Source organism: Methylobacterium ajmalii (assembly GCF_036448855.1).
Lineage (GTDB): Bacteria > Pseudomonadota > Alphaproteobacteria > Rhizobiales > Beijerinckiaceae > Methylobacterium > Methylobacterium ajmalii.
Genome location: NZ_JAZFXT010000066.1, coordinates 81166 through 93142 on the forward strand (window position 1 = coordinate 81166; position 11977 = coordinate 93142).

General features: G+C 70.7%; 9 protein-coding genes and 1 pseudogene. 6 read left to right on the forward strand and 4 right to left on the reverse strand.

The features are described 5' to 3' along the window. Positions 1-37: 37 nt before the first annotated feature. The gene (gene argH, locus V3T34_RS27305) at positions 38-1429 is read right to left on the reverse strand and encodes an argininosuccinate lyase (protein ID WP_305077320.1); all 1392 of its coding nucleotides are present in this window, start codon (positions 1427-1429) and stop codon (positions 38-40) included. On the opposite strand from argH, the gene tlpA reads away from it, so the two are divergent. Together tlpA and nhaA are read left to right on the forward strand one after the other, a co-directional pair. Beyond that, a complete protein-coding gene (gene tlpA / locus V3T34_RS27310) occupies positions 1428-2075 on the forward strand; it encodes a thiol:disulfide interchange protein TlpA (RefSeq protein ID WP_305077321.1) in 648 nt (215 codons plus the stop codon). The two genes, argH and tlpA, sit on opposite strands and share 2 nt — an antisense overlap. Before the next feature lie 62 nt (positions 2076-2137). Beyond that, positions 2138-3330 (forward strand): annotated as a pseudogene (gene nhaA, locus V3T34_RS27315) (Na+/H+ antiporter NhaA). 120 nt (positions 3331-3450) lie between these two features. Here nhaA and V3T34_RS27320 read toward each other — a convergent pair. Both V3T34_RS27320 and V3T34_RS27325 read right to left on the reverse strand, forming a co-directional pair. Continuing rightward, on the reverse strand, positions 3451-5067 hold the full coding sequence (locus V3T34_RS27320) for a L,D-transpeptidase family protein (protein ID WP_407942787.1): 1617 nt from the start codon (positions 5065-5067) through the stop codon (positions 3451-3453). 304 nt (positions 5068-5371) lie between these two features. Beyond that, on the reverse strand, positions 5372-6325 hold the full coding sequence (locus tag V3T34_RS27325) for an acetyl-CoA carboxylase carboxyltransferase subunit alpha (protein ID WP_060848678.1): 954 nt from the start codon (positions 6323-6325) through the stop codon (positions 5372-5374). A 315-nt stretch (positions 6326-6640) separates the two neighbouring features. Here V3T34_RS27325 and V3T34_RS27330 point away from each other — a divergent pair, with 315 nt between their 5' ends. From V3T34_RS27330 to V3T34_RS27345, 4 genes are all read left to right on the forward strand, one after another. Further along, positions 6641-7768, forward strand: a complete 1128-nt coding sequence (locus V3T34_RS27330; RefSeq protein WP_305077323.1) for a patatin-like phospholipase family protein — start codon at positions 6641-6643, stop codon at positions 7766-7768. A gap of 23 nt (positions 7769-7791) precedes the next feature. After that, the gene (locus V3T34_RS27335; RefSeq protein WP_305077324.1) at positions 7792-8535 is read left to right on the forward strand and encodes an acetoacetate decarboxylase; all 744 of its coding nucleotides are present in this window, start codon (positions 7792-7794) and stop codon (positions 8533-8535) included. Between the two features lie 147 nt (positions 8536-8682). Beyond that, complete coding sequence (locus tag V3T34_RS27340) at positions 8683-9468, forward strand: 3-hydroxybutyrate dehydrogenase (protein ID WP_305077325.1); 786 nt, start codon at positions 8683-8685, stop codon at positions 9466-9468. A 942-nt stretch (positions 9469-10410) separates the two neighbouring features. Continuing rightward, positions 10411-11247 carry a YfdX family protein gene (locus V3T34_RS27345; protein ID WP_305077326.1) on the forward strand — a complete coding sequence of 279 codons (837 nt, stop codon included), beginning with the start codon at positions 10411-10413 and terminating at the stop codon, positions 11245-11247. Between the two features lie 74 nt (positions 11248-11321). On the opposite strand, the gene V3T34_RS27350 is transcribed toward V3T34_RS27345, so the two are convergent. Then, complete coding sequence (locus V3T34_RS27350) at positions 11322-11945, reverse strand: 2,3-bisphosphoglycerate-dependent phosphoglycerate mutase (RefSeq protein ID WP_305077327.1); 624 nt, start codon at positions 11943-11945, stop codon at positions 11322-11324. Positions 11946-11977 lie beyond the last annotated feature (32 nt).

The window sequence follows — 11977 nt, forward strand, 5'->3', positions numbered from 1 at the left end:
CTTGAGGTGTGCGGATAGGAGAGATGGACGCAACCGCTCAGGCCGTCTCGCCGGCCAGGCGCTTGAGCCAGCCCTCGGCCTGCGCCCGCACGTTGTCCGGCGCGGTGCCGCCGTAGCTGGTGCGGCTCGCGACCGAGTTCTCGACGCCGAGCACCGCGAAGACGGCCTCGGAGATGCGCGGCTCCTCGGCCTGCATCACCGCGAGCGGCAGCGCCTCGAGGCCGATGCCGCGGGACGAGGCCTCGCCGACGAGGCGGCCCGTAACGTGGTGGGCATCGCGGAAGGGAAGCCCGAGCTCGCGCACCAGCCAGTCGGCGAGATCCGTGGCGGTGGCGTAGCCGGAGCCGGCCGCCACCTTCAGGACGTCCGGCACCGGCTCCAGGTCGCGGACCATGCCCGCCATGGCGGCGAGGCACAGCGAGAGGGTCTGGAGCGCGTCGAAGGTGCCCTCCTTGTCCTCCTGCATGTCCTTCGAGTAGGCGAGCGGCAGGCCCTTCATGACGATGAGCAGGCCCGACAGGGCGCCGATGACCCGGCCCGACTTCGCCCGCACCAGCTCGGCGGCGTCGGGGTTGCGCTTCTGCGGCATGATCGAGGAGCCGGTGGTGAACCGGTCCGACAGCTTGACGAAGCCGAACTGGGCCGAGGTCCAGACCACGATCTCCTCGGCGAACCGCGACAGGTGCACCGCCGCGATCGCCGCCGCCGAGAGGGCCTCGAGGGCGAAGTCGCGGTCGGCCACCGAATCGAGCGAGTTCGCCGTCGGCCGGTCGAAGCCGAGGCTCGCCGCCGTGGCGTGACGGTCGATCGGGAACGAGGTGCCGGCGAGCGCGGCCGCGCCGAGTGGGCACTCGTTGAGGCGGGCGCGGGCGTCGCGGAACCGGCCGCGGTCGCGGTTGAGCATCTCGACGTAGGCGAGGAGATGGTGGCCGAAGGTGACGGGCTGGGCCGATTGCAGGTGGGTGAAGCCCGGCATCACCGTGCCGGCGTGCTTGAGCGCCAGCTCGGCCATCGCCTGCTGCAGGTCGGCGGCTTGGCCGTCGAGGGCGTCGAGGGTGTCGCGCACCCACAACTTCATGTCGGTGGCGACCTGGTCGTTGCGCGAGCGCGCGGTGTGGAGGCGCCCGGCCGTCGGGCCGACGATCTCGCGCAACCGGCTCTCCACGCTCATGTGGATGTCCTCGAGCTCGCGGCGGAACTCGAAGGTTCCGGCCTCGATCTCGGACTGGACGGACTTGAGACCGGCCTCGATCTTCGCCACATCCTCGGCCGGCAGGATCCCCGCCTTGCCCAGCATCGCGACGTGGGCGAGCGAGCCCCGGATGTCCTGGGGGGCGAGGCGCTTGTCGAAGCCGATGGAGGCGTTGATCTCCTCCATGATCTCGGCGGGGCCGCTCGCGAAGCGCCCGCCCCACATCCGGTTGCTCATGTCCTCACCTCGTCTCGCATCACCGCGAAAAGCCCGCCTCGCCCTGGTCGCGGGGGGGCTCGCGGCACTCCTCGGCCTCGGGGCTGCCCTATACGGGGTTGCGGGCGGGGGCAACGGCGGCGCCTGCCCGCTCGCCAAGGCCACGGCCGCCCGGGTCGCGCCGCTCGCCCGCGGCGAGGTCGCGGCGCTCCAGGTCGCCGCGAGCCCGAAGGCCGCGCCCGCCCTCGCCTTCACCGGCCCGGACGGGCAACCGAGGACCCTCGCCGACCTGAAGGGCCGCACGGTGCTCCTGAACCTGTGGGCGACCTGGTGCGCGCCCTGCAAGGCGGAGATGCCGGCCCTCGACCGGCTCCAGGGTGAACTCGGGGGCCAGGATTTCGAGGTGGTGGCGCTCAACCTCGACACCCGCAACCCCGAGCGGCCGCCGCTCTGGATGAAGGAGAACGGCATCGCGCGGCTCGCCTACTACTCCGATCCGGGCGGGCGGGCGCTGCCGGTGCTGCAGCAGGGCGGCGACGTGGTGGGCCTGCCCACCACCTTCCTGATCGACCCCGACGGCTGCGAGATCGGCGTGATGAAAGGCCCGGCGGAATGGGCGAGCGCGGACGCCCTAAGGCTGATCCGGGCGGCGCTCGGGCGGGGGTGACGTCCGCCGAGTTGTGTCTTACGCGCGTTGATCCCGGGCGCCTTTCCTGGCACCCGGGCGCCATGCAGCCCTCCCCCTCCCCCCGGCGCCCGCCGCGCCCGCTCTCGGCCCTGCGCGGCCAGCCGGTCAGCGGCGCGGGCGGCGGGCTCGTCCTGATGGCGAGTGCGGTGCTGGCGCTCGTCGTCGCCAACGGGCCCTTTGGCGAGGCCTATGCCCACGCGCTCCACGCGACGATCGGGCCCCTGAGCCTGCTGCACTGGATCAACGACGGCCTGATGGCCGTGTTCTTCCTGCTCGTCGGGCTCGAGATCAAGCGCGAGATCCTCGACGGGGCCCTGCGCACCTGGCCCGACCGGGCCCTGCCGGGCATCGCGGCGCTCGGCGGCATGGCGGTGCCGGCCCTCGTCTATGCCGCGCTCAATGCGTCGTCGCCCGAGACCCTGCGCGGCTGGGCGATCCCCGCGGCGACCGACATCGCCTTCGCGCTCGGCGTGCTGGGCCTGCTCGGCTCCCGGGCCCCGGTCTCGCTCAAGATCTTCCTCACCGCGCTCGCCATCCTGGACGACCTCGGCGCGGTGGTGATCATCGCCCTGTTCTACACCGCCGATGTGTCGGCGCCGATGCTGGCGCTGGCCGGCGCCGTCACGGCGATGCTGTTCTCGCTCAACCGCGTCGGGCTTCGCCGGCTCGGGCCCTACCTGATCCTCGGCGCCGTCCTGTGGCTCTTGGTGCTGCGCTCGGGGCTGCACGCCACCGTGGCGGGCGTCGTCCTGGCGCTGGCGATTCCGCTGCGGGCGAGCCCCGGCCCCGGCCGGACGACCGCGAGTCGCCGCTCCACGCCCTCGAACACGCGCTCCAGCCCTGGGTCGCCTACGCGATCCTGCCGGTCTTCGGTTTCGCCAATGCCGGCGTGTCGCTCGCCGGGCTGACGCCGGGGGCCTTGCTCGCCCCGGTCACCCTGGGGGTCGCGGCGGGACTGTTTGTTGGCAAGCAGGTCGGGGTGCTCGGCGGCGTCTGGCTCGCGGTGCGCACCGGGCTGGCCTCGAGGCCCGCCGGCGCCTCCTGGCGCCACGTCTACGGCGTGGCGCTGCTGTGCGGCATCGGCTTCACCATGAGCCTGTTCATCGGCGGCCTCGCCTTCGCGAATGCGCCGGAATTCGACACCGGGACCAAGCTCGGGGTCATCGTCGGCTCGGTGCTCTCGACTCTGGCCGGTGCGCTGGTGCTGTCGCTCGGGCCGCGGGCGGCGGAGTAGCCGCCACCGCACCCGGGCAGGCCGCCCGGCCCGCCACGGGGGTCCATCCCGGGCTCCGCTCTCGCGGCCCCGGGATCACGTCGAGGCGTCGGGCTAGGGCGAGCGACCCGGGAGCCGCCCTCAATTCCCCGGCTGCGAGGCGGCGACGCGGTTGCGACCGTGGCCTTCGGTACGCTTGCCGGTCTCCGACGCCTTCTCGGCCGGCTTCGCTTCACCCGATTTGACCTCGCCGGATTTGGCCGCCGGCTTGCTCTCGGTCGACTTGCCCTCGGTCGACTTGCCCTCGGCCTTCTTGGCGCCCGCCGGATTGAGGCCCTCGACCTTCACGTCGGCCTTGGCGTTCGCCGCCGCCGGATGGGCGGTCGGAGCGGTGTGGAGGTGGGCGTTCACCTTCCTGGGCAGGGGCGCGGCCGGCGAGATCGCCGCGACCGGCGTGGTCTCCGCCGCCGGCAGGGCGGCCGGCGCGACCGGGGGCGCCGCGGGCGCGCCGCCGAACAGGTTGCCGAGGAGCTTGCGGTAGGCGGCGGGATCGCCGTCGGCGCTCGCCACGGTGATCGGGCCCGCCGGCGCCGATGGAGCCGCCGCGGCCTCGGCCGCCTCGCGGGTCGGGATCGGGGCCGGATTGGTCACCGGGGCCGCGAAGGCGAGCGCGGTCGGCTTCACCGCCCCGGGCTTACCCTTCTCGTGCTTGGCGTCGATCTTGGCGAGCAAGACGGGCTTCACCTTCGGCTCGATCGAGATCTCTTCCGGCGCGGCCGCCAAGGCCTCGGGCCGGCTGATGGTGCCCATGTTGGGCCGCGGCTGCGCCTGCTCGGCGAAGAGCTGGGTGCTCGGCGCGGTCTCGCGGAAATACGGGTGCTGGCCGCCGTCCTGGTAGACGAGGCGGGTCGCCGCCGTGCCCTTGGCGACGAGCTCGGCCACCTCGACCTCGTCCTTCTGGCGCTTGGCGACGACGACCGGATCGACCTTCGGGCTGCAGGCGCCGGCCGCGGCGTCCTGGCCGCCGAAGACGTAGCGGGTGCCGCACACCCCGACCCGCGGCTCCTCGTGCAGGGCCTCGAAGTAGTCCGAGCCCTCCTTCAGGTTCCTCCAGAAGCCGATATTCGGGTCGTTGCGGAACTTGGCGAGGTTCTGCGCCGTCATCCGGAACGGATAGGACTGGAACTGGAACGCCCGCTGCCCGCCCGCGAAGGCCTCGCGGGCGATGGCGTAGATCTCGGCGATCGCCTCGTCGGTCATGGCGAAGCAGCCGGCCGACGAGCAGGTGCCGTGCACCATCAGGTAGCTGCCGGTGCGGCCGTTGGCCCGGTCGAAGGCGTTCGGGTAGCCGGTGTCGAACGACAGGTAGTAGGACGAGTTCGGGTTCATCTGCCCCATGGCGATGGGATAGAACCCTTCCGGCGCCTGGCGGTCGCCCTCCCGCACCTTCGGCCCGAGTTGGCCCGACCAGCGGCAGATCGGGTAGGTCTTGAGGAGCGCGTACTGCCCGTCGGGCCCGCGCTTCCAGACCTCCATCTCCGATTCCTTCTTGAAGGCGCGGATCAGGATCGGGTCGCGGGGCGACATGTTCTTGGCCGTCATCAGGGCGACGGTCTTCTGCGGGATCGGCTCACGGGCGCGGGCGGAGCCTGCGGCGGAGAACCCGGCATCCTGGCACGCCCCGAGGGACAGGGCGACGGCCAACGCGCTCGCCGCCAGTACCGGACGCATCGCCAGACGTCTCGCCAGACGCACCATGGGACAACCCCGCCTTCCCGCTCCAGACCCCGGCACCCTGACGCCGGGGACCGTTCTCCCCAACCCCATAGCTTCGTTAAACTTACCCGCCTCTTACCGCAAGAACGGTTAAGATTGCGCGGATTCGCTCAACAGGCGCGTCGGGCAAGACGCCGGCGCATGACGGCAGGGGTTCACCCGCGAAGACATCGGCCGGGTCTTCGGCAAAACCAAGGCCGGGACGTGTCTGGCACGCGCCGGTTGTGCGGAGCTGTGGATCGCGGGGATACGGGACGAGGGATATGTGGCGAGGGGAGCGCCGGCGCTACAGGCTGCGCCCGATCTCCAGAAACTTCTGGGCCCGCTTGTCCCGCAGGGTGTCGGCGTCGAGGGACGCGAGCGGCTCGAGCGCGCCCGCGATCGCATCGCCGGTCGCCCGGATGGCCGCCTGGCCGTCGCGGTGGGCGCCGCCGGTCGGCTCGGGCACGATCGCGTCGATGACGCCGAGGCGCAGGAGGTCCTGGGCGGTGATCTTCATCGCGGTCGCGGCGTCCTGGGCCCGGCCGGCGTCGCGCCACAGGATCGAGGCGGCGCCCTCCGGCGAGATCACGCTGTAGATCGAGTGCTCGAGCATCAGCACGGTGTTGGCGGTGGCGAGCGCGATGGCCCCGCCCGAGCCGCCCTCGCCGATCACCACGGTGACGTTCGGGGTCGGCAGGCCGAGGCAGGCCTCCGTCGAGCGGGCGATGGCCTCGGCCTGGCCGCGCTCCTCGGCCTCGATGCCCGGATAGGCGCCGGCAGTGTCGACGAAGGTGAGCACCGGCAGGCCGAAGCGGCCGGCGAGCCCCATCAGGCGCACCGCCTTGCGGTAGCCCTCGGGCTTGGCCATGCCGAAATTGTGCCGGATGCGCGCCTCGGTGTTGGCGCCCTTCTCCTGGCCGATGACGCAGACCGGCCGGCCGCGGAAGCGGCCGAAGCCGCCGACCACCGCCTCGTCCTCGCCGAACACCCGGTCGCCGGCCAGCGGCTGGAATTCCTCGATCAGGCCCGCGCAGTAATCGACGAAGTGGGGCCGCTGCGGATGGCGGGCGACCTGCGTCTTCTGCCAGGGGGTGAGACCGGCATAGAGCTCGGCCAGGGCCGCGGCGGCCTTGGCCTCGAGCCGGGTCACGTCCTCGCTGATCGCCACCGCACCGTCGCGGTCGCCCAGCGCCCGCAATTCCTCGAGCTTCGCCTCGAGCTCGGCGACGGGCTTTTCGAAGTCGAGGTAGGAGCGCATCGGGACCTGTGTTGTGTCGGGCCGCATCGCGGTGGCTTTTTGCGCGAGGCGCGGGGTCTTTGGCACGGCGGCCGGCCCGGTCCTGACGTCCGGGCCGGGCGGCGCGGAGGGTTGGCGGAGGGGCCGGCGCATGTCAACCCGCGAGGCCGCGGCCGAGGCAGCGCCCTGCCGCGGCGCGAAAAGGCGGCGGGCGCGCACGGCAAGGCTTGTCTCGAAGCCTTGTCTTGCGGCACTGCACCATCATCTTACGGCCGGGACGGACGCGGCTGCCCCCGTGGCCGAAGGTCCCCCTGCCGAAGGTCCCCTGGAGACGCCATGGACGAGCCGGAGCGGGCGGAACGCGACGAGTGCCGGGTGCTGGTGCTCCAGGGCGGCGGGGCGCTCGGCGCCTACCAGGCCGGCATCGCCGAGGCGATGCAGGAGGCGGCGCTCTCGCCCGAATGGGTCGCCGGCATCTCGATCGGGGCGATCAACGCCGCGCTGATCGCCGGTAACCCGCCGGAGCGGCGCGTCGAGCGGCTGCGGGCGTTCTGGGACAAGGTGTCGTCCGGCATCACCGTCTCGCCGTGGTTTCCCGGCGAGCAGGCCCGGGAGGTGTTCAACGCTTGGAGCGCCGCCTTCGGGGCGGCGGTGGGCGTGCCGGGCTTCTTCGCGCCGCGCTGGCCGCCCGCCGCGCTCTACCCGCCGGGCGCCCCCCAGGCGCTGAGCTACTACGACACCGCCCCCCTGCGGCAGACGCTCGAGGAGCTGATCGACTTCGACCGGATCAACCGGCGCGAGACCCGGCTCAGCGTCGGCGCGGTCAACGTCCGCACCGGCAACTTCGTCTATTTCGACAACCACCGTGACCGGATCGGGCCCGAGCACGTCATGGCCTCGGGCGCGCTGCCGCCGGGCTTCCCGCCGGTCGAGATCGACGGCGAGCCGTACTGGGACGGCGGCATCGTCTCGAACACGCCGCTGCAATACGTGCTCGACGAGGAGCGGGCGCGCGACCTCGCGGTGTTCCAGGTCGACCTGTTCAGCGCCCGCGGGCCGGTGCCCCGCACCCTGGCGGAGACGGCCGAGCGCGAGAAGGACATCCGCTTCTCGAGCCGCACCCGCCTCAACACCGACGACCAGATCGAGATCCACCGCGCCAAGACCGCGTTCCGGCGCCTGTTCGACAAGCTGCCGCCGGAGCTGCGCCAGGATCCGGACGTCGCGTTCCTCGCCGAGGTCAGCCACCAGAACGCGGTGACGATCCTGCAGCTGATCTACCGCGCCAAGAACTACGAGAGCGACGCCAAGGACTACGAGTTCTCGCGCGCCACCATGCTGGAGCACTGGAAGGCCGGGCGCCACGACATGCGCCGCTCGCTGCGCCACCGGCGCTGGATCGAGCGCTGCCGGCCCGACCAGGGCGTGACCGTGTTCGACCTCACCCGCGACGCGCGGGACTGAGCTTTTGGAGGAAGGGACGCCGCATGACCCGCGACGAGATCCTGAAGGCCCCCTCGATGCCGGCCTTCAGCCCGAGCTACCCGCACGGGCCCTATCGGTTCATGCGGCGCGAATACCTCATCATCACCTACGAGACCGACCCTGAGGCTTTGCGCGCCGCGCTCCCCGAGCCGCTGGAACCGGCGCCCGGCAACCTCGCCTTCTACGAGTGGATGAAGATGCCGGATTCCTCCGGCTTCGGCGATTACGAGGAGAGCGGCTCGGCCATCGTCGCGAGCTACAAGGGCGAGCCCTGCAACTACTCGGTCCAGATGTACCTCGACGACGAGCCGCCGATCACCGCCGGCCGCGAGATCTGGGGCTTCCCGAAGAAGTACGGGGTGCCACGGCTCAAGGTGACGAAGGACACGCTGACCGGCACCCTGCACTACGACGACGAGCGGGTGGCGATGGGCACGATGACCTACAAGCACCGCAGCCTGGAGGACCAGCTCGACAAGGTCCGCGAGGGCATCGGCCAGCTCAACGTCAACCTGAAGCTGATCCCGGACGTCGATGGCGGGGTGAAGGTGGCCCAGCTCGTCGGCTACCGGCTGCAGGACATCCGGGTCCACGGTGCCTGGGAGGGCGACGCGCGGCTGCACCTCATCCCCCACGTCAATTGCCGCGTCGCCGACCTGCCGGTGCGCCGGATCGTGCGGGCGCGCCACCAGATCGTCGACTTCACCCTGCCGTACGGCCACGTGCTGCAAGATTACCTGGCCTGATACGAGATCCGGAAGATGACTTCCGGATCTCGTATCACCAGCCAGCGCGGCGCCTGAGCGAAGCCGCTTTCCGCATCGCGAAGCGATCAATCGGAAAGCGTATGAGACCGTTCACCCCGAAAGCCCCCGATCCCCGGAGAGTGTCCCATGTCGCTGCAATCCAAGACCGCCCTCGTCACCGGCTCGACCAGCGGCATCGGCCTCGCCATCGCGAAGGCGCTGGCCGGGGCCGGCGCCAACGTGGTGCTCAACGGCTTCGGCAAGCCGGACGCCATCGAGGCGGCGCGCTCGGGCATCGAATCCGAGTTCGGCGTGAAGGCGCATTACTCGGGCGCCGACATGACCAAGCCCGAGGAGATCGCCGCGATGGTGGCGCAGGCCGAGCAGGCCTTCGGCGCGGTCGACATCCTGGTCAACAATGCCGGCATCCAGTTCGTCTCGGCGATCGACGAGTTCCCGCTCGAGAAGTGGGACCAGATCATCGCGATCAACCTGTCCTCGGCCTTCCACACCATGCGGGCGGCGATCCCCGGCATGAAGAAGAAGGGCTGGGGCCGGATCATCAACACCGCGTCGGCGCATTCCCTCGTCGCCTCGCCCTACAAGTCGGCCTACGTGGCGGCCAAGCACGGCATCGCCGGCCTGACCAAGACCGCGGCGCTGGAGCTCGCCACCCACAAGATCACCGTCAACTGCATCTCCCCCGGCTACGTCTGGACGCCGCTGGTCGAGGCCCAGATCCCCGACACCATGAAGGCCCGCGGCCTGACCAAGGACCAGGTCATCGACGAGGTGCTGCTGAAGGCCCAGCCGACCAAGGAATTCGTCACCGTCGAGCAGGTCGGGGCGCTGGCCGCCTTCCTGTGCACCGATGCCGCGAGCCAGATCACCGGCGCCAACCTGCCGGTGGACGGCGGCTGGACGGCGCAGTAGCGGGACGGCAGTTCGGGCCGGATCGGGGCATCCCGTCCGGCCGGGATCGCGCCGGCATGCCCCAGGAACCCACAGCCGTCGTCTTGCCGCCTGACGGTGATCGGAGCGAGCGTTCTCCGACGCGGCGGATCCCGCTTCGTCGGAGAACGCCGTAAAATCATAGACTTGGAACAGATCCCAGCCGTAACGCCAAGGTACACGATGCAGGCGCGACGGCCGGGAGCGCCCCCCTCCCCCCTCTGCGGGGGAGGGTGCCCCACGGAGTGGGGCGGGAGAGGGGCAGCGCGACGCTGATCCAGATGGCGACCGTCATCATGGTCGCGACCTCTCCGGAAGCGGCGTCCCCTCTCCCGGCCTGCTCCGCAGGCCAACCTCCCCCGCGGAGGGGGGAGGGGTTCCCCTCTCGGCCGTCGCGCCTGCACCGCATAACCTGCTGCGTCGTGTGCCGTGCGGCCACTTGATCGGGCACCGCCGTCGCGTAGAGATCCCTGAGCCGTCCCTCTCTGTCAGTCCGTCATTGACGAACCGGCGCCTCAGAATGAGATCGATGGTCAGACATAAGAATCAACGTAATATTTTATCTATCGATTTATAGAATATACGCTCCCGCGCCACCGTCGAATTTCTCTGCGCAATGCGGGCAGGCCGGCTCCGCCGACCCGACCGTCACGTCATGGGCCAGCTCGCCCTATCCGCCGGCCTGTGCGCCGCGCCCCTGTTCATCGCTCGCGCCGCCCCCGGGCAATCGGGTGCACGACGGCCCCCTCCCCTTCACGCCTCGACCGCAAGTCGCCCGTCGCGCGAGTGGCGTTCTTCCGTTGCGTTACGGACTCTTAATGTTCCGGACAGGCAACCCAGATCCTGAGAGCGTATTATCACGATGTAGACGATGCGTTGATGTCGCAAACACAGATCGACATCAGCTCAAGAGGAGGCACCATCATGTTCTATCGCAAGTCTCTCGCCGCCGCCCTCGTCGCCACCACGGTCCTCGGCGGAGCCGCCTATGCGGCCGAGCAGGCGACCAAGCCCGCGGTGGTGCAGGAGACCGCGGCCCAGAAGGCGGTCGACAAGGATGTCGGCAAGCTGTCGAAGGACGGGGCCCAGGCCTTCCGTGACATGCACCTTGCCCGCATCGCCATCTTCGACGCCGATCCCGCCCAGGCCAAGAGCCTGATCGGCAAGGCGCAGGCCGCCCTGGCCAAGGCGAAGACCGACGACGCCGTGTTCACCAAGGCGGAGGCCGAGTTGAAGACGCCGGCCGAGATGGCGGTCGCGAAGGACAAGACCGCGACCGACAAGACGGCGGCCGCGGATACGACCGCCAAGGATGCGACCGTCAAGGATGCGACCACCAAGGACGCGGCCGCCAAGAGCGAGGACAAGGTGGCGTGGGTGCCGGTCGACGCCCAGATGACGCTGGGCGAGGACTTCGTGGCGACGCCCGAGAAGGCCGCGGCGGTGACCGAGGCTAACAAGAGCCTCACCAAGGGCGACCAGAAGTCGGCGATCGAGAAGCTGAAGCTCGCCCATGTCGACGTGAACTTCGTCATGGCGGTGATGCCCCTCGACAAGACCGCCGCCGATGTGAACCAGGCCGCCACGCTGATCGGCCAGGGCAAGTACTACGAGGCGAACGCGGCCCTGAAGACCGCCGAGGACGGGATGCGCTTCGACGTGATCGACGCCGTCGGCCTGCCGCAGAAGGCCGCCGCCACCGGCAGCACCAAGACCGCCGCGCCGGCTCCCGCCCACGCCGACGGCAAGGCTGCCAAGTAAGCGAGCGGAGGTAAGGGAGGGCAAGTAAGGGAGTGATGGACGAGGGCGCCCGGGACCGGGCGCCCTCCCCTGACTCAGTCGCGGTCGAGGACGTCCTTCGTCTCGACGGTGGTGTCGTCCTTGAGCCGGTAGACCAGCGGCACGCCGGTATGCAGCTCGAGGCCCGGGATCGTCTCGGTGGTGAGCCCGTCGAGCACCATCACCAGGGCGCGCAGCGAGTTGCCGTGGGCGGCGACCAGCACGCGCTCGCCGCGCATCACCCGGGGCAGGATCTCCCGCATGGTGTAGGGCAGCACCCGGGCCACGGTGTCCTTCAGGCTCTCGCCGCCGGGCGGGGGCACGTCGTAGGAGCGGCGCCACACGTGGACCTGCTCCTCGCCCCACTTGGCGCGGGCGTCGTCCTTGTTGAGGCCCGACAGGTCGCCGTAGTCGCGCTCGTTGAGGGCGGCGTCGGAATGGGTCGTCAGGCCGGGCTGGCCGAGCTCCTCCAGGATCAGCGCGCAGGTGCGCTGGGCCCGGCCGAGGTCCGAGGTGAAGGCGACGTCGAACTGCACGCCCTTCGCCTTCAGCCGCCGCCCGGCCGCCCGCGCCTCCTCGACGCCGAGCTCGGTGAGCCCCGGGTCCTTCCAGCCGGTGAACAGGTTCTTCAGGTTCCACTCGCTCTGGCCGTGGCGCGCGAGGACGAGAAGACGCTCCATGATGCGATTCGCTCCGTTTCGAGGAAAAAGGG